Genomic DNA, 22,597 nt, shown 5'->3' with positions numbered 1-22,597 from the left:
GTTATGGCTGTTGCTCATTCCCTGGGTTTCCCGCGCATCGGCGCCGATCGGGAGTTGAAGAAGGCGCTGGAGGCGTACTGGAAGGGCGACCTGACCGAGGAAGCACTACGCCAAGTGGGCCGTGAACTGCGTGCTGCGCATTGGCAATTGCAGGCCGACGCGGGGATCGAGCTGTTGCCCGTTGGTGATTTCGCTTGGTACGACCAAGTCCTGACGCACTCGCTGATGTTTGGCGTGATCCCCGAGCGGTTTCGTCCGGCCGATGGCGCACCGACATTGGACACTCTGTTCGCCATGGCGCGCGGCGTCAGCCAGAGCTGCTGCGGCAGCGGACAGGCACAGGAAATGACCAAATGGTTCGATACCAACTACCACTATCTGGTGCCCGAATTCACTGCGGATCAATCCTTCAGCCTGTGTTGGACCCAATTGTTCGAGGAGGTCGAGGAGGCCAAGGCGCGGGGGCATGCGGTGAAGCCGGTACTGATCGGCCCGCTGACCTATCTCTGGCAGGGCAAGGCCAAGGGGGAAGCGTTCGACAAGCTGGAGCTGCTCGAACGCTTGCTGCCGATTTACGGCGAGGTGCTCGAGCGCTTAGCTGCGCAAGGCGTGGATTGGGTACAGATCGATGAACCAATTTTGGTATTGGACCTGCCGCAGGATTGGAGGAATGCCTTCGAACGGGCCTATCATCTGCTGCAAAGAGCGCCGCTGAAGAAGCTGGTCGCGACCTATTTTGGCGGCCTGGAAGATAATCTGGGACTGGCGGCCGCATTGCCTGTGGATGGTCTGCACATCGATCTGGTGCGTGCGCCGGAGCAGTACCCAGTCATTCTCGATCGGCTGCCGACCTACAAGGTTCTCTCCCTTGGTCTGGTCAACGGTCGCAACGTCTGGCGCTGCGATCTGGACAAGGCGCTGGATGTGCTGCGGCATGCACACGATCGTCTCGGCGATCGGTTATGGGTTGCGCCTTCCTGTTCGTTGCTGCATACCCCCGTGGATCTGGCTCGCGAAGATCAACTGGACGCTGAGCTCAGAAACTGGCTCGCGTTTGCCGTGCAGAAGTGCGCTGAAATCGCGGTCCTGGCACGTGCGCTGGACACCCCCGAAGACGCCCGGGTACAGGCCGCGTTGCAGCACAGCCGGGATGTTCAGACCAATCGGACGCAATCGCCGCGTATCCATAAGCCCGAAGTGCAGGCGCGCCTGGCCGCTATCGGCCCGCTTGATAGCCAGCGTCAGTCGCCTTTCGCCGAGCGGATCGACAAGCAGCGTGCGCGGCTGGGACTGCCGGCATTCCCGACCACGACCATCGGCTCCTTTCCGCAGACGTCGGCGATCCGTCTGGCACGCCAGGCCTTCAAGCAGGGCAAGCTGGGGTTGACCGAGTACACCGAGGCGATGCAGGCGGAGATCCGTCATGCGATAGCCGTGCAGGAACAACTGGGCCTGGATGTGCTGGTGCACGGTGAGGCTGAGCGCAACGACATGGTCGAATACTTCGCTGAGCAGTTGGACGGCTACGCCTTCACCCGTTTCGGCTGGGTGCAGAGTTACGGCTCTCGTTGCGTCAAACCGGCGGTCATCTACGGCGATCTGAGTCGTCCAGCGCCCATGACGGTGGAGTGGATCCGCTATGCACAGCAGCAGACCGGCAAAGTCATAAAGGGCATGCTCACCGGCCCGGTGACGATGCTGATGTGGTCCTTCACCCGCGAGGATCTCAGTCGCGAGCAGCAGGCCCGGCAGCTGGCACTGGCGATCCGTGACGAGGTGTGTGATCTGGAAGCGGCCGGCATCAAAATCGTGCAGATCGACGAAGCTGCGTTCCGCGAAGGATTGCCGCTGCGTCGCGCGCAGTGGCAGGGCTATCTCGACTGGGCAGTCGAGGCGTTCCGCCTGTGCGCCAGTGGCGTGCGTGACGAGACGCAGATCCATACGCACATGTGCTACAGCGAGTTCAACGATGTCATCGAATCGATCGCCGCAATGGACGCCGATGTCATCACCATCGAAACCTCGCGTTCGCAAATGGAACTGCTCGAGGCCTTCCGTGCCTTCGATTATCCCAACGACATCGGCCCGGGCGTCTACGACATCCATTCGCCGCGGATACCGGATACGCAGGAAATGGTGCAGTTGCTGGAAAAAGCCAGCGAGCGCATCCCCGCTGAGCGGCTCTGGGTCAATCCCGACTGCGGCCTGAAGACCCGCGGCTGGCCGGAAACCGAGGCGGCACTGGTCAACATGGTGGCGGCGGCACGGCAGCTGCGTGCGACGCAGCGGTCCAAGGTGGCCTGAGCCGGAGTCGGCAGGCCGCTGGCATGTCGTGACATCAGCGGCCCGCACAGCGTGCGGGCCATTGTGTTTTTGGCTAATGTAGCGACCTCCATCTAATGATCCTTTCGCCATGACGCCCGCCATCGATCTCCTGAAGAAGGCTAAAGCCGAGCACCGCATTCACAGTTATGAGCACGATCCGAAGTCCGCTTCCTATGGCCTCGAGGCCGCCGAAAAGCTCGGTCTCGAACCTGCGCGGGTATTCAAGACGCTGCTGGCCTGCAGCGAGAAGAATGAGCTGCTGGTCGCCGTGGTGCCGGTCGCCGGTACGCTTGATCTGAAGGCGCTGGCTCAGGCGGCCAAAGTGAAGAAGGTCGAGATGGCCGATCCGATGGCCGCGCAACGGGCGACAGGTTACCTGGTGGGTGGGATCAGTCCGCTGGGTCAGAAAAAGCGGCTGCGTACCTTTATCGACAGCTCGGCGCAGGCGCAGCCGGGCATCTATGTCAGTGCAGGGCGGCGGGGGCTGGAGGTCGAGCTGGGCGCCGAGATATTGGCCGAGCATACCGCCGGCAGCTTCGCGCCGATCGGCCGGCCATGAATTTGGAAGGGCTTACAGAGGCGGCAGGATTTCGCCGAGGTCGGTGGCATTGACGCCGGGGATGTGAAACTCGTTATGCACCAGTTGCTGGCCTTCCATCTGTGGCTGGGTCACCCAGGTCAGGATGTCGTAGTAACGGCGAATGTTGGCGACGAAGTGCACCGGCTCACCGCCGCGGGCATAACCGTAGCGCGTCTTGGTGTACCACTGCTTCTGCGCCAGGCGGGGCAGCATCTGCTTGACGTCCAACCACTTGTTCGGGTCCAGGCCTTCGCTCTCGGCCAGTATGCGCGCATCTTCCAGATGACCACCGCCGATGTTGTAGGCGGCCAGGGCGAACCAGGTGCGATCGGGCTCTTTGATGCTTTCAGGCAGGTTGTCGTGGATTCGGGCAATGTACTTTCCGCCGCCCTGAATACTCTGTGCCGGATCGAGGCGATTGTTCACACCCATGGCCTTGGCCGTGTTCAGCGTCAGCATCATCAGACCGCGCACACCGGTTTTTGACGTGGCGTCCGGTTGCCAATGAGATTCCTGGTAGCCAATTGCGGCAAGCAGGCGCCAGTCCACCCCATGCTCCTTGGCCGTCTCGCGGAAAACCTTTTCATACCGCGGCAAACGTTGCTGCAAGTGTTTGGCGAAGGCGTAGGCACCGACATAACCGAGTACGTCGACGTGGCCGTAGTACCGTTCGCGCAGACGCTGCAGCGTGCCGTTCTCCCGCGCCTGGTCGAGGAACTGGTTGGCCGCCTCGAGCACGCTGTCGTCTTCACCCTTGCCGATGATCCAGGACAGGCTGTTCTGTTCACCCAACTCGAATGCCGCCCGTGCGTTGGTGAAATAGACCTGATTGAGAGCCAGCTCATTCGATTCGACCAGCGTCAGGTCGACTTGACCCTCATCGACCATGCGCAGCAGATCCACCACCTCTACCGCGTCGGATTCCTCGTAGCGCAGCTCCGGCAGTTCGGCCTGCAGCGCCTTGAGTTTTTCCGCCTGACTGCTGCCCTTGAGAACCAGGATGCGCTTGCCTACGAGGTCTTCGGGTTGGGTCGGCCGGCGTTGCCCCCGGCGATAAACCACTTGAGTCGTGACGTCCAGGTAGGGTTTGGTGAAACGTGCGAGATCCTTGCGTCCTTCGCTGGCCACCAGGCCGGCAGCGGCGAGGGCTGGGCCGCCCGGGCGGTTCAGGCGGGTGAAAATGTCCTCGATGCTGTCGGCGGTTTCGATTTGGAGCTTGACGCCGAGATGGCTGGCGAAGCGTTTGACCAGCTCGTATTCGAAGCCGGCTTCGCCGTTGCGATCCTGGAAATAGGTCGACGGACTGTTGCGAGTGATCACGCGCAGTACACCTTCCTCCTTAATACGCTCGAGGGCGCTGGGCGGTTCAGCGCAGCTACTGAGCATCAGGAAGAGTCCGGTCGCCAGCAACCAGGAGGTGCAGCGCTTGCGGAACGCGGTTTGGGCAAACATCGGCGCAGTATACGCAAAGGCGAACCGCCACCATATCTCGACAGGATCGACGGACTTTGCTAAGCGAAGCGGCAATGGGTCGAAAACCCAGGGCTGGCATGGGCTCCTTTTACCAACCGCCGACGGCTGCCATATATCGGATGATCATCCGTCGAATGCGCGGACAAATACTGATCGTGGATCCCAGCTAGCTTGCTCCAGGTGCGATGGACCGGGAGAATCCAGCACCCATCGCCGGGCGACTCGGCGCGTCGCGTGGCATATCACCCATCGAGAGACCCCATCGCATGAGCGTCGCTTCTGCAAAGCCCTGGTTCGTCTATCTGGTGCGAGCCGCCAACGGTTCGCTGTACTGCGGGATAAGCGACGATGCACATCGCCGTTTCGCCGCCCATCAGCGTGGACAAGGGGCGCGTTTCTTTCATTCCAGCCCGGCGGTGGCATTGGTGTATGTCGAAGCCTGCGACAACAAAGGCGATGCACTACGCCGGGAACGTGCCATCAAGCAGCTTAAAAAAGCGGCCAAGGAGGCTCTGGTTTCTGCGCAGGGTGGCTGTGTCCCGGTGAATGACGAGGCAATCAGCTGAACGGGTAGGCCACTTGCTTGGTCGCGAGTAAGCTGCCGTTCTACCTGAACAAGACTGGCGGAGCCTGCAATGCACGAAATCATTCTGCACCACTATCCCACCTCTCCCTTCGCTGAAAAGGCGCGCCTGATACTGGGTTTCAAGCAGCTCTCCTGGCGTTCGGTGGCGATTCCTCCCGTCATGCCCAAGCCCGATCTCACTGCCCTGACCGGTGGCTATCGGCGGACTCCGGTGTTGCAGATCGGTGCTGACGTGTATTGCGATACCGCGCTGATGGCCCGCCGCCTCGAGGCTGAAAAAAGCACGCCCGCGTTGTTCCCGGAGGGCCAGGAGTTCGTCGCGGCGACGTTGGCACAATGGGCCGACTCCGTGCTGTTTCTGCACGCGGTGAGTCTGGTGTTCCAGCCGGAGTCCATGGCCGTGCGTTTCGCTCAGGTACCCAAGGAGTTCGTGCAGGTGTTCAGCGAGGATCGCGCCCAGTTGTTCAGTGGGGGGTCGGTGTCACGCATTCCGCTGGAGCAGGCCAAGAGTCACTGGCCGGTACTGATGGCTCGACTGCAGCAGCAACTGGCGCGCGGGACCGGTGAGTTCCTGTTGGGAAGCGCGCCTTGCATCGCGGATTTTGCCGTTGCGCATTGTCTTTGGTTCCTCAAGGCCACGCCGGTCACCGCGCCGCTGGTCGAGGACTATCCGGAGGTCGCCGCCTGGCTGAGCAAGATTCTGGGCGTCGGACATGGCTCGCATAGCGAGCTGTCCGCCGAAGCGGCGCTGACGTGTTCGCGCGAGGCCACGCCGGCTCCATTGCCAGACGAGGCGTTCTTCGAACCCAACGGCTTCCAGGCAGGCCAGCAGGTGACGATTGCCGCCGTGGATTACGGGACCGATCCGGTGACGGGTGAACTGGTGTTCGCTGGTGTAGAAGAGCTGATCCTGCGACGTGAAGACGAGCGCGCTGGCGTCGTGCACGTGCATTTTCCGCGTATCGGCTATCGCATCGAGGCCTCTTGATGCGATGCACCCGCGGACCGCGGTTGGGCCGCGGGCGCTCTGCACGGCTTACAGGGCGATGAACAGCAACGTGACGCCCAGCAGCAGCCGATAGATCACGAAAGGCAGCATGCCCAGTGCATCCAGGGCCTTGAGAAACAGTTTGATGCAGAGGAAGGCGGCGACGAAAGACAGGGCCGCACCGATGAAAATGTCGTTCCATTGCGCGTCTTCCCCGGACTGAACCAGCTCGACGGCCTTCAGCCCACCCGCTGCGAGAATCAGCGGTATCGACAGCAGAAACGAGAAGCGTGCAGCTGTCTGCCGAGTAAAACCGAGCAGTAGCGCGGCAGTCATGGTGATGCCCGAGCGGGACGTGCCGGGGATCAGCGCCAGGGCCTGGGCGAAACCGATGATCAACGCGCTCTTCCAGGTCAATTGATCCATCTCGGCGACTCGACGGCCCTTTACGTCCGCATACCACAGCAGCAAGCCAAAAATGATGGTGGTGGCAGCGATGAACAGCATCGAGCGGGTGTACTGCTCGATGTAGTCCTCCAGCAACAACCCGAGAATGGCCGCCGGCAGCGTGCCGATGATGATCGCCCAACCCAGCCGGCTCTCGGCGCTGACCTGCTGCCTGAACACGTGAGCCAGCCAGCCGCGGCTGGTGGCGATCACTTCATGACGGAAGCAGATCAGCACCGCTAACAGCGTGCCGACGTGCACCGCGACGTCGAATGCCTGGCCTTGGTCGGGCCAGCCAAATACCTGGGACGGAAGGATCAGGTGAGCGGAGGAGGAGATCGGGAGGAATTCGGTGATGCCCTGCACCAGGGACAGAATAATCAGGTGAAGCCAATCCATTGTGAATCCTTACCAGAACGGGTCGTGCGGGGTGGCAGCTCCAATTGAGCAGCCATGTGACTGACAAACCGGCATTTCATTCGACGGCGGTCGAATTTCGTTCCGCTCGTCCCGCAGCAAGGCGGGCGAGCTGAACGCGCGCGAGTGCTCTTTGCCGTTGCCGGCTGTATTGCACAGTGGTGGGTCAGTCTTTGCGGCGTTTGAGCTGATCGGTCAGTTGGGTGGGCAACTGTCGGATGATCAGCATGTTACGAGCTTCGTCGTATTCGATCTTCGAGCCCAGCAGGTGGGATTCGAAGCTGATCGACAGCCCCTCGGCGCGGCCGGTGAAACGCTGGAATTGGTTGAGGGTGCGCTTGTCTGCCGGGATCTCCGGCGAAAGGCCGTAATCCTTGTTGCGGATGTGCTCGTAGAAGGCGCGCGGGCGCTCCTCGTCGATCACGCTGGACAGTTCCTCCAACGACATCGGCTCGCCGATCTTGGCCTGGCTGCTGGCGTAGCCGACCAGCGCACTGGTTTTCTCCCGCGCTTTTTCATCCGGCAGGTCCTCGCTCTCGACGTAATCGCTGAATGCCTTGAGCAGGGTTCGTGTCTCGCCGGGTCCATCGACGCCTTCCTGGCAGCCGATGAAGTCGCGGAAATACTCCGAGACTTTCTTGCCATTCTTGCCCTTGATGAACGAGATGTACTGCTTGGACTGCTGGTTGTTCTTCCACTCGGAGAGGTTGATCCGGGTGGCGAGATGCAACTGACCTAAATCCAGGTGCCGGGCTTCGGCGACATCCAGCGAGTCGGTGACGGTCACGCCGTTGCTGTGGTGCAGCAGAGCGATCGCCAGGTAATCGGTCATGCCCTGTTGATAATGAGCAAACAGCACATGGCCGCCGGTGGAGAGGTTGGATTCTTCCATCAGCTTTTGCAGATGCTCCACCGCTTGCCGACTGAATGCCGTGAAATCCTGGTTGCCCTCCATGTACTGGCTCAGCCAGCCGCTGAACGGGTAGGCGCCGGACTCCTCGTGAAAGAAGCCCCAAGCCTTGCCCTGCTTGGCGTTGTAGCTTTCGTTGAGATCGGCCAGAAGATTCTCGATAGCCTGGGAATCGCCCAGCTCCGAGTCACGGGCATGAAGCACGGCGGGCGTCCCGTCCGGCTTTTTCTCGATCAGATGAACAATGCAGTGGCGAATCGGCATGGGTTACTCGCGTCGGGTGAGGCAGACAGGCGGCAGTTTACCCGAGCGGCCGTTCCCGTCGCAGGGCAAAAAAAAGTGGATGCGAACGGGTAGGGGTATGCGAGTAAGATGGATCCCCCCTTCGTTTTTGCTAAGTGTGTCGGCTATGAATGCGATATGGCGCAACAGTACCTGGATTCTGTTGGGTGGTTCTCTGATCCTGGCCGTTTCCCTGGGAACGCGGCACGGCTTCGGCCTGTTTCTGCCACCCATGAGCGCGGAGTTCGGCTGGGGGCGTGAGGTCTTTGCCTTTGCAATCGCCTTGCAGAACTTGATCTGGGGTCTGGCGCAGCCGGTTACCGGCGCACTGGCGGATCGCTTCGGCGTCGCTCGCACGGTATTGATCGGCGGCGTGCTCTACGCGGTTGGTCTGCTGTTCATGGCTGGCGCGGATTCACCGATCTCGTTGTCGTTGAGCGCAGGTCTGCTGATCGGTCTGGGGCTGTCCGGCACCTCGTTCTCCGTGATCCTTGGCGCGGTCGGCCGCGCCGTGCCGGCCGAGAAGCGCAGCATGGCCATGGGTATCGCCAGCGCCGCCGGTTCGTTCGGTCAATTCGCCATGCTCCCCGGCACACTCGGCCTGATCAGCTGGCTGGGCTGGTCGTCGGCCCTACTGGCGTTGGGCCTGCTGGTCGCATTGATTATGCCGCTGGCGCTGATGTTGCGTAGCGGACCGCCGGCACCGGTGACCGGACCGCAACAGTCGCTGGTCGAGGCGCTGAGCGAGGCGGTCAGTCATTCCGGGTTCCGCCTGCTGGCGCTGGGGTTCTTCGTTTGCGGTTTTCAGGTGGTGTTCATCGGCGTGCATCTGCCAGCGTATTTGGTGGATCAGCATCTACCGGCCATGGCGGGCACAACCGTGCTGGCGCTGGTCGGGCTATTCAATGTGGTGGGGACCTATACCGCCGGATGGCTCGGCGGCTGTTATTCGAAACCCAAGCTGCTGACCGCGCTCTACCTGCTCCGAGCGGTGGTGATCAGCGCGTTCTTCTTCGCTCCGCTGACGCTGTGGACCGCGTATGCCTTTGGTATCGCGATGGGCTTACTGTGGCTCTCCACGGTCCCGCTGACCAACGGCACGGTGGCGACGCTCTTCGGCGTGCGCAACCTGTCGATGCTCGGTGGCATCGTCTTCCTGTTCCATCAGATCGGCTCGTTCTTTGGCGGCTGGCTGGGCGGCTGGGTATACGACCAGACCGGCAGCTACGACCTGGTCTGGCAAATTTCCATCGCGCTCAGCCTGATGGCCGCCGCGCTGAACTGGCCGATTCGCGAGCAACCGGTCGAGCGGGTGCGCCTGGCTGCGGAGATGGCCTGATGCGTGGCGGGTGGCTCTGGACCGGCGGCGTCATGCTGTTGGCGCTGCTCATGGCGGCGATCTTTTGGGGTTGGCGGCAGGGCGGGTTGGCGCTGCTCCAGTTGGGTGTCGGTATTTGCTGATCGATCGTTTGGGCAGTTTTTGCGCTGGCTAAGGAATCAATCAGCCAAAGATGGCTCCAACAAGCGAGACGAATGAAACTGTCGCGTAACCGTCATCTAATGCCTGTAAAAAGCTGCGGCATGCAGTTATCTGGAGCCACCGAACCATGTCCACTCTTACCGAACTCGCCCAACAAATCGCTCAGCTCTATCCACTGCAGGACAAGCGCGTCGGCAAGCGCTACCGCGTGGTCGGCGAACTCGCCGGCATGACCGAACTGGAAGAGATCAACGGTGAGCCACGTTACATCCAGACCATGGCGCTGAAGAACAAGCAGCTCTGGGACGTGGCGGTCTGAGCAATGCCCCATGTGCGCGACGCGCGCCGTACTGATGCATCAGCAATAGCCCGCCTGCTCGGCGAGCTTGGCTACCCGGCAAACGATGACGTCATCGAGCGTCGCCTTCAGCAGCACCTGAATCATGCCGATGCCTGCCTGCTGGTAGCCGAAGGAGGTGAGGGGCAACTGCTCGGCTTCATTTCCCTGCACTTCATCGTCCAGTTGGCGCTCGAAGGCGACTTCTGCCGAATCAGCTATCTGTGTGTCGACTCGACGGCGCGCAGCCAGGGGACCGGTGAACGGCTGGTGCAGGCTGCCGAGCAGCGCGCCCGAGCGCGCGGTTGCGATCGCATGGAGCTTCATTGCGATGTTCGTCGCGAAGGGGCTCATCGCTTCTATGCGCGACTGGGCTACGAGGATGCGCCCAGGTACTTCCGTCGCCCGCTGAGCTGATCAGGTCGGCTGGCGCATCCAACGCGTCGCGCGCCACTCGCGCTGTTGTTCTTCGGCCAGAAAGGTCCAGGCGACGAAGCGACTGCGCTTCTGCCCTTGTGCCATGTCCGATAGGCGTATCTGCTGGGCTCCGAGCTTTTTCAGGCGCGCCTGCAACGGCTGCACATTGCCACCCTTGGACACCAGCGTGCTGAACCAGCAGACCTGTTGCGCCACGCCGCGGCTTTCGTCCGCCAGCCGGGCAATGAATGCCGCCTCGCCCCCTTCGCACCACAGCTCCGCCGCCTGGCCGCCGAAGTTGAGGGCCGGCAATTTGCGCTTGGGGTCGAGTTTGCCGAGGTTGCGCCATTTGCGTTGGCTGCCACTGCTCGCCTCGGCTTGTGATGCATGAAAGGGAGGATTGCAGAGCGTGATGTCGAAGCGATCGTCACGCTGTATTAAGTGTTCGAAGATATGCCCTGGATCGCTCTGCTGGCGCAACGCGATGCTTTTGCCCAGCTTGTTCGCCGCGATGATGGTACGCGCCGAAGCCAGGGCTATCACGTCGATGTCCGTGCCGGTAAAGCGCCAGCCGTACTCGCGCACACCGATCAGTGGGTAAATGCAGTTTGCACCGGTACCGATGTCCAGCGCATGAATGCGCATGCCGCGAGGGATTTCACCAGCGTTTTCGTCCGCCAGCAGGTCGGCCAGACCATGCAGGTAGTCGGCCCGCCCAGGGATCGGCGGGCATAGATAGCCTGGCGGAATGTCCCAATGCGCGATCCCGTAGAATTGCTTGAGCAAGGCGCGGTTGAACACGCGTACGGCATCCGGGTTGGCGAAATCGATGCTCTGCTTGCCGTAGGGGTTGATGATCACGAACTCGGCCAGCTCTGGGCTGCCAGCGATCAGTGCGGGAAAGTCGTAGCGTCCGCTATGGCGGTTACGCGGATGCAGGGTGGCCTTGCCTTCAGCTGATTTGGCGGCCCGTGCTGGCGGGTTGACGGATTTGCGGACGGTCATTTTTCGGCTGCTTGTAACGGTGAAAACCGGCATTGTCCCACAGCTTTCAGGCGCGACGTGGAACCTGCAGCATCCAGCCCAGGCCCCAGAGCAGCGCGCCGGCACCGAGCCAGAATGCGCTGTGCAGCGAGCCCCCCATGGAAAGCCAGATACCCGTAAGCCAAGGGCCGGCCAACTGAGTCAGGCTGTAGAGCGCAATCAGTGCCGCCGATAGCCGCGGGCCCTGGTGCGGGTGCAGTGCGCGTGCCAAGCGCTGGGTCAGCAGGACCGTGCCGAGAAAGGTACCGCCGACCAGTACGGCGCAAAGCAGAATGCCTGACGCACCCGGCAGCAACAGTGCTGCCAGCACGCCGAGTAGTTGAGCGACATAGCTCAAGCGCAAGGCCAGCACATCGCCCAGCAGAGCACCGAGGCGGTTCCACAACCAGGGGGAGGGCAGCGTTGCGAGTGCAACCACCAGCCAGCTGCTCTCGATGAGCAGGTCGCCGGGCTCGACCTGCAGACGCGCGACCATCGGCAGAAACGTCATCGGCAGGATGTAGCCCATGCCGGCCCCGGCGTAGGACAGAAACAGCGGTGTACTGGCGCGGTCCAGCAGGCGCCCGCTCGGCACGTGTTCCGATTCGTCGGCGAGGGGCGTTTCCGGCATGTCCAGGCGAGCTAGCTGCCGCCAGCCCCACCATGCCAAGGGTAAGGACAGCAGCGCCGCCGGCCACCAGCGGTCCGCACCTGTCAGCACGCCATTGCTAAGGCTGACCAGCAGACTGGAGAGAATCAGCCCAACACAGGCACCCAGGTACACCAGCCCGCTGGATGACACACGCTGCTGGCGCGCCAGCCACTCGAGAATCAGCGAAGGTGCCTGAACGAAGACCAGCCCGTTGCTGATTCCATTGAGTAGACGAAGCGCCGAAAGCGCATCGGCTGAATCGGCCTGGGTTTGCGCCAGCGTACTGAGTACATGCACCACCAGGGCCCAAGGCAGACTGCGGCGGATTTGCGCGACGCGGTGCCAGCGTAACGCCAATAATGCGCCGATGAGATAGCCCAGATAATTCCAAGTGGCGATACTGGCGCCTTCTCGTACCGTCAGCAGGCCGTCCTCCACCAGCCACGGAAGTAGCGGGGTGTAGACGAAACGGCCCAGCCCGTGAACGACCAGCAGCAAGATGGCGCCGGCCAACAGGACCGGAAACAGGGCGGGGCGTCGAGACATCGAGATGTGGACTATCAGCGAAAAGGGATCACAGCTTAGCGGCTGCTGAGGCAAACGACCACGCTACCTATGGCGGGGCGACCAGCCAGCAGATCCACCTGGCGAAGACGACTCCCGGTATCCCACATACTCCATCCTTAGCGTGAACGTTGGTGAGTGACACCCACCGAGCAGACGGGATCGGCCCGGATTGCGCTGCTTTCAAGGATAGTCGAGTACGGTTTTGATTCGGGACAGGTTGCGCTCGATCCACTGCCTATCGACCGCGCCCCAGTCATGGATGCGATAGCAGCCGGCGTTGTGGCGTTCGCCGTCCTCTTGGATGAAGCGGCAGTCGATATCGAGGTCGGATAGCGCGGCCAGGGTGTCTTGTGCGGTGCGCCTTGGCATGCCGGTTGCGGCGACCAGCGCTGGCACGTTGGTGGCCGCTCCAGTGTCGATCAACCATGCGACATAGAGGCGGCGATAGAAACTGCTTTTGGTCTTGCTGACGGTCATCTCGATTCCATTGCTATGAAAGTCCGGCCCGCTCAATACCGCGTCGTGGCGACGGGCCAGGATAGTAGTGTGCCGTTCAGCGCAATGCGAGCAGACCGATATAGGTGACGGCTCCGGCCGTGTATCCGAGGAAGGCCAGCAGGCTGACTCGTTTGACGTACCAGGTGAAGCTGATCTTTTCCATGCCCATGGCCGCTACGCCTGCCGCCGAACCGATGATCAGCGTGCTGCCGCCGGTACCGGCGCAGTAGGCGAGCATTTCCCAGAAATTCCCGTCGACCACGAACTGAGACAGCCAGGTCGACTCTTCCGGCGTGGCGGCAGCCAGCGTCACGGGGTTGACCAGCGGGTACATCTTCATCGCGCCGGCTACCAGTGGCACGTTGTCCACCACTGCCGAGAGCAGGCCAATGGTGTAATTGATCGGATAAATATGGCCAAGGGACTCGCGCAATATCGTAGCGACCTGGGTCAGGTGACCGGCCGTGGCTAATGCTGCGACCGCCAGCAGGATACCCAAAAAGAACAGTACGCTTGGCGTGTCCACCTTGCGCAGCACACCGACGACCGACAGCGGATGCTTGTGATCGTCCTCCTTGTGACGGTGCAGGAACTCGGTGGTAATCCAGAGGATTCCAAGCCCGAACAGGATGCCCATGTACGGCGGCAGATGCGTGACCGTTTTGAAAATGGGGACGAACACCAGCGCTCCGAGGCCAAGTGCCAGTACCAGATTGCGCTCGAACGCCGTCGTGGCTGGCGGATTGCTTTCAGCCAAATGCGCGCGGGCGCCAGGGCGGGGCACTTCACCGCGCAAACGAAAGCTGAGGATCAACAGCGGCACCATCAGGCATACCAGACTCGGCAAAAACAACCCGACGATGACGCCGGACGCGGTGATCTGGTTACCAATCCAGAGCATGGTGGTGGTGACGTCGCCAATCGGCGACCAGGCACCACCGGCGTTGGCTGCGATAACCACGACGCCTACGAACAGCCAACGTTCCGGTCGGCCACGAATCAGCTTGCGCAGTAGCGAGACCATCACGATGGTGGTGGTCAGGTTGTCCAGCGCGGCGGAGAGGAAGAAGGTCAGGAAGCCGATGATCCACAACAGATGCACGCGCTTGCGGGTCTGGATGCGATCGGTGATCACCTTGAACCCTTCGTGGGAATCGATCAGTTCGACGATGGTCATGGCGCCGAGCAGAAAAAACAGGATCTCCGAGATCTCACCGAGATGGTGCCGCAATGACTCGACGACCGTCTCGGCCGGACTAGCCGTTTCGTGCCCGCCTTGTATGTGCGGGATGATCGAGTCGGCACCCAGCACGAGAAGTGTCCAGCAAATCACGGCGGTGAGAATCGCCAGCGCTGCCTTGTCTATCTTCAACGGGTGTTCTAAGGCTATGCAGAGATAGCCGATAAAAAACACGACAGCCATGAGTACGTACATCGGAGGGCTCCATATTGAGAAACCAAACCGGCTCGTCGGCAGTGCCGACGATTCGGCAGTGGCAGGCTCAAGATGGGCAAACGGCTATGCGAAGCATGAAGCGAAACCGCAAAACGAAAGGCTGGCGCCAGCGTGTGAACGGTTGCACGGTCCCTCCGTCACGGCGTGACGACTCGTGCATATTTCATGTCGTGGAGCGCTCTGCGAGTTAGGCCTGCCAACTATAAATTGTTAATTGTTAATGTCCGTGTGCGGATAGTGTATCGGCCACATCGGTTTTTACTTGTCATCAATCAAGTGCAAAGGCCTAAACAAAAAAGGCCAGCACATCACGCGCTGGCCTTCTGTTTGGTTACAGGCTGGCGATACGCTCGCGCTGTTCCAGAAGTTGGGCTTTTGCCTGTTCGGCCTCGGCCAGCTTGGCGCGCTCCTTGTCGATCACCTCGGCTGGCGCCTTGTCGACGAAACCGGCATTACCGAGCTTGCCGCCAACGCGCTTGACCTCACCCTCGAGCTTGCCGATTTCCTTGTCGAGGCGGGCGAGTTCAGCGTCCTTGTCGATCAGCCCGGCCATCGGCACCAGCACCTGCATGTCGCCGACCAGTGCCGTGGCGCTCAGCGGCGGCTCTTCGCCGACACCGAGGATGCGGACGCTTTCGAGCTTGGCCAGCTTCTTCAGCAGCGGCTCGTTGTCCGCCAGACGACGCCGGTCCGTATCGGAAGCGTTGCCAAGCACGACGTCGATCCGCTTGGCCATGGAGATGTTCATTTCGCCACGGATCTGGCGAATGCCGAGCATGAACGCCTTGACCCACTCGATATCGCCTTCAGCCGCCTCGTCGAGACGCTCCGGGTTGAATTGCGGCCAGGGTTGCAGCATCAGGGTTGGACCGGATTTGCCTGCCAGCGGTGCGACCCGCTGCCAGATTTCTTCCGTGATGAAAGGCATGAACGGATGGGCCAGGCGCAGGGCGGTCTCCAGCACGCGCACCAGCGTGCGGCGTGTGCCTCGCTGACGTTCCAGGCTGGCGTTTTCGTCCCAGAGCACGGGCTTGACCAGCTCCAGGTACCAGGCGCAGTACTCGTCCCAGATGAACTCGTAGAGCGCTTGGGCGGCCAGATCGAAGCGGAAGGCCTCGAGCTGACGAGTAACTTCGGCTTCGGTGCGCTGCAGTGCGGAAATGACCCAGCGATCCACTGACGACAGCTCCACCGAAGCGTCGGCCGCCGGAGCGCCGGTCGCCGGTTCGCCATTGACGCCGGTATCCTGGCCTTCGGTGTTCTCGAAGACGAAGTTGGCGGCGTTCCAGATCTTGTTGCAGAAGTTGCGGTAACCCTCGACGCGCCCCATGTCGAACTTCACGTCGCGGCCGGTCGAAGCGAGCGAGCAGAAGGTGAAGCGTAGGGCGTCGGTGCCGTAGCTGGCGATGCCTTCAGGGAACTCGGCGCGGGTCTGCTTGGCGATCTTCTCGGCAAGCTTGGGCTGCATCATGCCGCTGGTGCGCTTTTGCAGCAGCGCGTCCAGCTCGATCCCGTCGACGATGTCCAGCGGGTCGAGCACGTTACCCTTGGATTTGGACATCTTCTGCCCTTGTCCATCGCGGACCAGACCGTGCACATAGACGGTCTTGAACGGGATCTGCCCGGTCAGGTGAGTCGACAGCATGATCATGCGGGCGACCCAGAAGAAGATGATGTCGAAGCCGGTAACCAGTACGTCGGTCGGGTGGAACGTCTTGAGAAATTCGGTCTGCTCGGGCCAGCCGAGGGTGGAGAAGGTCCACAGGCCGGAGCTGAACCAGGTGTCCAGCACGTCTTCGTCCTGACGCAACTCGACGTTGTTGCAAAGGTTGTACTTACTGCGAACCTCCGCCTCGTCCCGGCCGACGTAGACGTTGCCGGCTTCGTCGTACCAGGCTGGGATGCGGTGCCCCCACCAGAGCTGGCGGCTGATGCACCAGTCCTGGATATCGCGCATCCAGCTAAAGTACATATTCTCGTACTGTTTAGGCACGAATTGGATTTCGCCGCTCTCGACGGCCTTGATCGCTTTCTCGGCCAATGGCTTGGTCGAGACGTACCACTGGTCGGTCAGCCAGGGCTCGATGATGGTGCCGGACCGGTCGCCGCGCGGGACCTTGAGCGCGTGATCGTCGATCTTTTCCAGCAGACTCATGGCTTCGAATTCGGCGACGATGGCCTTGCGCGCGTCGAAGCGATCCATATGTGCATAGCCATCGGGCAGGCTGGCGTCGACTTTGTCGTTCGGCGTGCCGTCGATGTTGAACACCTGCGCGCGCGCCAGGATCGCGGCGTTGCGGTCGAAGATGTTGATCAGGGGCAGGCGATGGCGCTTGCCTACTTCATAGTCATTGAAGTCGTGCGCCGGGGTGATCTTTACGCAGCCGGTACCGAACTCGAGGTCGACATAATCGTCGGCAATGATCGGGATCAGACGATTCACCAGCGGCAGCATGATGTGCCGGCCGATCAAGTTCCTGTAGCGTTCGTCCTCGGGGTGCACCGCGACGGCCGCATCACCCAGCATGGTCTCCGGACGGGTCGTGGCGACGATCAGGTAGTCCTTGCCGTCGGCCGTTTTGCAGCCGTCGGCCAGTGGGTAGCGCAGATGCCAGAGATGACCCTTCTCGTCGTGGTTTTCGACCTCCAGATCGGAGATGGCGGTGTGTAGCTTGGTGTCCCAGTTGACCAGGCGCTTGCCGCGGTAGATCAGACCATCTTCATGCAGGCGTACAAAGGCTTCCTTCACGGCATTGGACAGGCCGGCGTCCATGGTGAAGCGTTCGCGCGACCAATCCACCGAAGAGCCCAAGCGGCGGATCTGACGCGTGATGTTGCCGCCGGATTCCTCCTTCCATTCCCAGACCTTGTCGAGAAACTTTTCGCGGCCCAGGTCATGACGACTCACGCCTTGCGCGCTCAACTGCCGCTCGACCACCATCTGCGTGGCGATGCCGGCGTGATCGGTGCCTGGCTGCCACAGCGTGTTGCGACCTTGCATGCGGCGGAAACGGATCAGCGCATCCATGATCGCGTTGTTGAACCCGTGCCCCATATGCAGGCTGCCGGTGACGTTCGGCGGCGGGATCATGATGGTGTAAGGCTCGCCTGAACCCTGGGGGGCGAAATAGTTGTTCGACTCCCAGGTTTGATACCAGGAAGTTTCGATGGCGTGCGGCTGGTAGGTCTTGTCCATGCGGCGGGACCCTTAGAACGGCTGATCGGAAAAGCGGGCAAGTATAAAGGCAAAGTGCGCGAGGGGCAGAACCGCGATGCGGCATTTATCCGGCACTGCTGAATGAACCGTCCGATGTGTGGGGAGGGGACGTCACCGGAGACGCCCCGGTGCAATCATGGCGGATCGTTCAGGAACGGTGGGATTTGATCAGCTGTTCGGCGCGCGCCTCCAGGCGACTGCGCAGTTCAGCTTCGATCTGCGGCACGAAATCGTCGATCACATCTTGCAGAATCAGCTGCGCGGCGGTGCGCAACTCATGATCGAGGTGGCGCTCGGCAAGGGTGCGGAAAGCAGTCCGTACGGCTGGCTCGCGTGGCTCGATTTCTTGCTGAGCTGCCGCTGTGGGCGCGCGCTCGACGACCTCAGAGAGCAGGGGGATGCTGTCTGGGTCAAGTGTCTCGCTGAGCATGGGAGGGTCCTCATCCCCAAGCAGAGCGCGAATGGATTCCAGGTCGTCAAGCAGGTGAGCGGCTTTATTGGGAGGTGTTTGCGTCATGTACGGTGGTTTCCGGAGATTAAGCGTCCAGGCGGTGTGGCGCTCCTGAAAGGGCATTGGCCCTATAGCCAAGGCCGTCGAACGGCTGCGGAGTCGGTGAGTTCGTGCCGTCCGAAGGCTCGCTACAATTCGACTCTCTTTGGATCATAGCCGCGCTGTCGATAGAGACGAAAATTGTCCCGGCAAACGGTCAATAGCTCCGGTTGCTGGTTGACGATCTCGATCACTCGGCTGAACTGGTCGGTATGCGGCGACAGGGTGGGTGACAGATTGATCAGCAGGCCCTGGGTGGCGGTAGGCGGCTGCTCCGTACCGATCACCACGGGCGCTTGAGGATCGTCGTCGTGGAGCTCATGCGGAATGAAGCGCTCGGCGCGAAAACTCCACAGCAGCTCATCCAGTTCGCTGCACTGCTGGCTGTCCTGGCAGCGTATGAATACCGGCATGCCGTGCTGCCAGCCTTTGCTTGCCAACAGGCAGGCGGCTCTGGCTCGGCCTGCCGGTTCGCTATCGGGCAGTACGTAGAACTCGATGCGTGTCATGCCCGGTTTCCGCTCGCCTGGCTCATGCCTGCCCGACTCGATCCAGCAGGTATTGCGTCAGCAAGGGTACCGGACGACCCGTGGCGCCCTTTTCCTTTCCGCCACTGACCCAGGCGGTGCCGGCGACATCCAGGTGCGCCCATGGGTAGGCCTTGGTGAAGCGCGAAAGGAAACAGGCCGCGGTGATGGTGCCAGCCTTGGGCCCGCCGATATTGGCGATGTCGGCGAAGGGGCTGTCCAACTGCTCCTGGTATTCGTCGAACAGCGGCAGTTGCCAGGCCCGATCATCGGCTTTCTGGCCGGCCCCCAGCACCTGTTGCAGCAGTTCGTCGTTGTTGCCCAGCAGGCCCGATGTATGGCTACCCAGCGCAACGATGCAGGCGCCAGTGAGCGTGGCGATATCGATCACGGCGCGCGGCTTGAAGCGCTCGGCATAGGTCAGGGTATCGCACAACACCAGACGGCCTTCGGCGTCGGTATTGAGAATCTCGACGGTCTGGCCGCTCATGGTGGTGACGATGTCGCCCGGACGCGTGGCATTGCCGCTGGGCATGTTTTCCGCGCAGGCCAGCAGGCCGACGAGGTTGATCGGTAGTTGTAATTCCAGTGCGGCGCGGAAAGTGCCGAGTACGCTGGCGGCACCGCACATGTCGTACTTCATTTCATCCATGCCCTGGCCTGGCTTGAGGCTGATACCGCCGGTATCGAAGGTGATGCCCTTGCCGACCAGCGCGTAGGGCTGCTCGCCTTTCTGGCCGCCGTTGTATTGCATGACGATGATGCACCCGGGCTGCTCACTGCCCTGGGAAACGGCAAGAAACGAGCCGGCACCGAGTTCACGCAGTTTCTTTTCGTCCAGAATGTCGACTTTCAGGCCTTTGAATGTTTTGCCGAGCTGCTTGGCCTGCTCGGCCATATAGCTGGGATGGCAGACATTCGGCGGCAGATTGCCCAGGTCTCGGGCGAAACTCATGCCGGCGGTGATCGCTGCGGCGTGGCGAGTGGCCTGCTCAACCTGCGTCTGGTTCGCCTTGTCGCTCAGGATGGTGATCTTGCCGAGCGCCGGGGCATCGTTCTTCTTGCTCTTGAACTGCTCGAATACGTACTGACCATCGGCCAACACTTCGACCAGCATCCGGATGCACGCATAGGTATCGCGCTCTTTGACCTGTACATCTTGCAGCGCAAAGGTTGCATCTTTGCCGCCGAGCCCTTTGAGAACGCCAAGCGCGGCGCCGGCGATCTTGCGCCATTGGCGAGCGTCGAGTTCGCCCTCTTTGCCAGTGCCGACCAGTAGTACGCGATCGGCTTTCAGGTTCGGCAGGCTGTGCAGCAAGAGGGTCTGACCCGGCTTGCCCTGCAGGTCGCCGCGCTTGAGCAAGGCGCTGATGGCGCCGCCGCTGACCTGATCCACGCTTTGCGCGGTTGAGCCGAGCTGTAGATTTTCACCGACTGGCAAGACCAGGGTGGCTGTTTTTGCCGCAGCTGCTTTGGTGTTTTTTACAACAAATTCCATGGCGTCGAGTCCCCAAGACAAAGAGTCGGGTTTGCAGGATAATGCCGGGCTTATTTTCCGGTGGTTCGTTCACCGGGGCGTTGGTACGTATTGCGTGATGTCCAACGTCCTGTTGCGGGCGGACCGGCTGCTTGGCGGCTAGTTTGAGCGTAGCCGCCGGAGCCTGACAACCCTGGAGTGTCCGGTTTGATCGTCTTTCGTTACCTGTCCCGTGAGCTGCTGGTCACCCTGAGCGCGGTTAGCGCCGTGCTGCTGGTGATCATCATGAGTGGTCGCTTCATCAAATACCTGGCGCAAGCGGCGCAGGGGCTCCTCGATCCGGGGGTGCTGCTGATGATCATGGGGTTCCGCCTGCCAGGGTTTCTTCAATTGATCCTGCCGTTGGGGCTGTTTCTCGGCATCCTGTTGGCCTACGGTCGGCTCTATCTCGATAGCGAGATGACCGTTCTTTCCGCTACGGGCATGAGTCAGCGTCGCCTGCTGGCCTACAGTCTGGCACCGGCGGCGCTGGTTGCTGGCCTGGTCGGCTGGCTCAGCCTCGGGTTAGCACCGCAGGGTGTGGCCGAGGTGGATCGCATCCTCAATGAGCAGGACTCGTTGACCGAGTTCGATACGCTGGTTCCGGGGCGCTTTCAGACCCTGCGCGACGGCACTCGCGTGACCTATACCCGTGAATTGACCGCCGATCGAACCGAGTTGGCCGGCGTTTTCATCTCCGAAACCAACCGTTCCAGCGCGACGGGCAAGCAGCGTGGACTGTCTGTGTTGGTCGCGGAGAGCGGTCGCCAGGAAATTCAGCCCGATGGAAGCCGTTACCTGATTCTGGAAAACGGCTATCGCTATGATGGCACTCCCGGGCAGGCCGACTACCGGGCGATCCAGTACGACACTTACGGTGTGCTTTTGCCCAAGCCGAAAATCAGCGTTGAAGTGAGCGAGCGCGAGGCGATGCCTACCCGCGAATTGCTCGGCAGCGACAACATTCGGCTGCAGTCCGAGCTGCAATGGCGGCTGTCGTTGCCGTTACTGGTATTCATCGTCACGCTGCTGGCGGTGCCGTTGTCGAAGGTTAATCCGCGCCAGGGGCGTTTCCTCAAGTTGCTGCCTGCCATTCTCCTGTACATGGCTTACCTGACCTTGCTGATTGCTGCCCGTGGTTCGCTGGACAAGGGGCGTATCCCTCCGGCGCTGGGGCTCTGGTGGGTGCATGGAGTCTTTTTTGTTATAGGGATGCTGATGCTCTACTGGGAACCGTTGCGACTCGCGATCGACAAGCGTCGCGCCATGGCGGGAGCTGCTCATGCGTAAGCTTGACCGCTACATCGGTAGTCATGTGCTGCTGGCCATTCTGACCGTGCTCGGCGTCATCGTCGGTCTGGCGTTGCTGTTCGCCTTCATCGATGAGTTGGGTGATGTGAAAGGTAGCTACGGCACGTTGGATGCGGCTGTTTACGTGCTGCTGACGACGCCCAAGCGGGCCTACGAAATGCTGCCGATGGCGGCGCTGATCGGATGCCTCATCGGTCTTGGCACGCTTGCCAGTAGTAGCGAGCTGACCGTCATGCGGGCCGCCGGAGTGTCGCTCGGGCGCATCGTGCTGGCGGTGATGAAGCCGATGCTGCTGCTGATGCTGATCGGCGTGCTGATTGGTGAGTACGTGGCGCCCTGGAGCGAAAATGTCGCCCAGGCCAGTCGCTCCTCGGCACAGGGTTCAGGTGAAGCGCAAAGTAGCAAGCATGGGCTCTGGCATCGTCAGGGCGATGAGTTCGTGCACATCAACGCGGTTCAGCCGGGCGGTCTGTTGCTCGGCGTTACCCGCTATCGTTTCGACGAGCAGCGGCAGCTGTTATCGGCAAGCTTTGCCCGTCGGGCACGCTACGACGGTGACGAGTGGCTGCTCAGTGATGTCGCCACGACGCATTTCCGTGGTGACCATACCGAGATTGCCAAAGCCGCCGAAGAGCATTGGGACGTACAGCTGACGCCGCAGCTGGTCAGTACGGTGATCATGGAGCCGGAGGCCTTGTCCGTCACTGGTCTGTGGCGCTATATCCATTACCTCGATGACCAGGGCTTGAACAACGCTCGCTACTGGCTGGCATTCTGGACCAAGGTGCTGCAGCCAGCGGTAACGGTGGCCTTGGTGCTGCTCGCGATCTCGTTCATCTTCGGGCCGCTGCGTTCGGTGACGCTCGGGCAGCGCATCTTTACCGGTGTGATCGTCGGTTTCGTGTTCCGCATTCTGCAGGATCTGCTGGGTCCGGCCAGTCAAGTGTTCGGTTTCTCGCCTTTGTTGGCAGTGGCGGTGCCGGCCAGTATTTGTGCGTTGGCAGGTGTCTGGTTGCTGCGACGTGCGGGATAGCCGGA

21 protein-coding genes are annotated in these 22,597 nt (G+C 61.3%); 10 read left to right on the top strand and 11 right to left on the bottom strand.

The genetic code is table 11. The annotated features are described in order from the left end of the window. The first annotated feature begins 3 nt into the window (after positions 1-3). Positions 4-2,304: a 5-methyltetrahydropteroyltriglutamate--homocysteine S-methyltransferase gene (gene metE, locus UF78_RS15915; RefSeq protein WP_045163178.1), complete on the top strand. Its 2,301-nt coding sequence runs from the start codon at positions 4-6 to the stop codon at positions 2,302-2,304. Positions 2,305-2,413: 109 nt separating this feature from the next. Then, positions 2,414-2,884: a Cys-tRNA(Pro) deacylase gene (gene ybaK, locus UF78_RS15910; RefSeq protein ID WP_045163177.1), complete on the top strand. Its 471-nt coding sequence runs from the start codon at positions 2,414-2,416 to the stop codon at positions 2,882-2,884. Between the two features lie 12 nt (positions 2,885-2,896). On the opposite strand, the gene mltF is transcribed toward ybaK, so the two are convergent. Beyond that, the gene (mltF, locus tag UF78_RS15905) at positions 2,897-4,357 is read right to left on the bottom strand and encodes a membrane-bound lytic murein transglycosylase MltF (RefSeq protein WP_045163176.1); all 1,461 of its coding nucleotides are present in this window, start codon (positions 4,355-4,357) and stop codon (positions 2,897-2,899) included. Positions 4,358-4,644: 287 nt separating this feature from the next. On the opposite strand from mltF, the gene UF78_RS15900 reads away from it, so the two are divergent. Beyond that, positions 4,645-4,944, top strand: a complete 300-nt coding sequence (locus UF78_RS15900; RefSeq protein ID WP_045163175.1) for a GIY-YIG nuclease family protein — start codon at positions 4,645-4,647, stop codon at positions 4,942-4,944. A gap of 69 nt (positions 4,945-5,013) precedes the next feature. Continuing rightward, positions 5,014-5,952 (top strand): glutathione S-transferase family protein, encoded by a 939-nt coding sequence (locus tag UF78_RS15895; RefSeq protein ID WP_045163174.1) that lies wholly within the window; start codon positions 5,014-5,016, stop codon positions 5,950-5,952. Positions 5,953-6,000: 48 nt separating this feature from the next. Here the strand turns inward: UF78_RS15895 and UF78_RS15890 are convergent, their stop codons facing one another. Together UF78_RS15890 and yejK are read right to left on the bottom strand one after the other, a co-directional pair. Further along, entirely contained in the window at positions 6,001-6,798 is a 798-nt protein-coding gene (locus UF78_RS15890) for an undecaprenyl-diphosphate phosphatase (RefSeq protein ID WP_045163173.1), read from the bottom strand. Positions 6,799-6,982: 184 nt separating this feature from the next. Further along, complete coding sequence (yejK, locus tag UF78_RS15885; RefSeq protein ID WP_045163172.1) at positions 6,983-7,990, bottom strand: nucleoid-associated protein YejK; 1,008 nt, start codon at positions 7,988-7,990, stop codon at positions 6,983-6,985. Between the two features lie 145 nt (positions 7,991-8,135). On the opposite strand from yejK, the gene UF78_RS15880 reads away from it, so the two are divergent. From UF78_RS15880 to UF78_RS22690, 4 genes are all read left to right on the top strand, one after another. Next, a complete protein-coding gene (locus tag UF78_RS15880) occupies positions 8,136-9,347 on the top strand; it encodes an MFS transporter (RefSeq protein ID WP_045163171.1) in 1,212 nt (403 codons plus the stop codon). Beyond that, on the top strand, positions 9,347-9,469 hold the full coding sequence (locus UF78_RS23195) for a hypothetical protein (protein WP_268988828.1): 123 nt from the start codon (positions 9,347-9,349) through the stop codon (positions 9,467-9,469). The genes UF78_RS15880 and UF78_RS23195 overlap by 1 nt, the downstream gene beginning before the upstream one ends. Before the next feature lie 146 nt (positions 9,470-9,615). After that, the gene (locus UF78_RS15875) at positions 9,616-9,807 is read left to right on the top strand and encodes a hypothetical protein (RefSeq protein ID WP_045163170.1); all 192 of its coding nucleotides are present in this window, start codon (positions 9,616-9,618) and stop codon (positions 9,805-9,807) included. 3 nt (positions 9,808-9,810) lie between these two features. Further along, on the top strand, positions 9,811-10,242 hold the full coding sequence (locus UF78_RS22690) for a GNAT family N-acetyltransferase (protein ID WP_080890639.1): 432 nt from the start codon (positions 9,811-9,813) through the stop codon (positions 10,240-10,242). Here the strand turns inward: UF78_RS22690 and rlmF are convergent, their stop codons facing one another. From rlmF to UF78_RS15830, 8 genes are all read right to left on the bottom strand, one after another. Beyond that, a complete protein-coding gene (rlmF, locus tag UF78_RS15865; protein ID WP_045163168.1) occupies positions 10,243-11,247 on the bottom strand; it encodes a 23S rRNA (adenine(1618)-N(6))-methyltransferase RlmF in 1,005 nt (334 codons plus the stop codon). Between the two features lie 46 nt (positions 11,248-11,293). Next, a complete protein-coding gene (locus UF78_RS15860) occupies positions 11,294-12,463 on the bottom strand; it encodes a YbfB/YjiJ family MFS transporter (protein WP_045163167.1) in 1,170 nt (389 codons plus the stop codon). 201 nt (positions 12,464-12,664) lie between these two features. Next, complete coding sequence (locus UF78_RS15855) at positions 12,665-12,961, bottom strand: winged helix-turn-helix domain-containing protein (protein ID WP_045163166.1); 297 nt, start codon at positions 12,959-12,961, stop codon at positions 12,665-12,667. Positions 12,962-13,037: 76 nt separating this feature from the next. Then, positions 13,038-14,417, bottom strand: a complete 1,380-nt coding sequence (nhaD, locus tag UF78_RS15850) for a sodium:proton antiporter NhaD (protein WP_045163165.1) — start codon at positions 14,415-14,417, stop codon at positions 13,038-13,040. Positions 14,418-14,769: 352 nt separating this feature from the next. Then, positions 14,770-17,634, bottom strand: coding sequence for a valine--tRNA ligase (locus UF78_RS15845; RefSeq protein WP_045163164.1), 2,865 nt, complete (start codon positions 17,632-17,634; stop codon positions 14,770-14,772). A 169-nt stretch (positions 17,635-17,803) separates the two neighbouring features. Next, a complete protein-coding gene (locus UF78_RS15840; RefSeq protein ID WP_045163163.1) occupies positions 17,804-18,172 on the bottom strand; it encodes a hypothetical protein in 369 nt (122 codons plus the stop codon). Positions 18,173-18,294: 122 nt separating this feature from the next. After that, the gene (locus tag UF78_RS15835) at positions 18,295-18,714 is read right to left on the bottom strand and encodes a DNA polymerase III subunit chi (protein WP_045163162.1); all 420 of its coding nucleotides are present in this window, start codon (positions 18,712-18,714) and stop codon (positions 18,295-18,297) included. 22 nt (positions 18,715-18,736) lie between these two features. Further along, a complete protein-coding gene (locus UF78_RS15830) occupies positions 18,737-20,230 on the bottom strand; it encodes a leucyl aminopeptidase (RefSeq protein WP_045163161.1) in 1,494 nt (497 codons plus the stop codon). Positions 20,231-20,416: 186 nt separating this feature from the next. Here UF78_RS15830 and lptF point away from each other — a divergent pair, with 186 nt between their 5' ends. Both lptF and lptG read left to right on the top strand, forming a co-directional pair. Further along, a complete protein-coding gene (lptF, locus tag UF78_RS15825) occupies positions 20,417-21,538 on the top strand; it encodes an LPS export ABC transporter permease LptF (protein ID WP_045163160.1) in 1,122 nt (373 codons plus the stop codon). Next, the gene (lptG, locus tag UF78_RS15820) at positions 21,531-22,592 is read left to right on the top strand and encodes an LPS export ABC transporter permease LptG (protein WP_045163159.1); all 1,062 of its coding nucleotides are present in this window, start codon (positions 21,531-21,533) and stop codon (positions 22,590-22,592) included. The genes lptF and lptG overlap by 8 nt, the downstream gene beginning before the upstream one ends. Positions 22,593-22,597 lie beyond the last annotated feature (5 nt).

The sequence above is a fragment of the Stutzerimonas stutzeri genome (genome assembly GCF_000952685.1).
Taxonomy (GTDB): Bacteria; Pseudomonadota; Gammaproteobacteria; order Pseudomonadales; family Pseudomonadaceae; genus Stutzerimonas; species Stutzerimonas stutzeri_E.
This window is presented reverse-complemented; position numbering and strand designations above follow the sequence as displayed.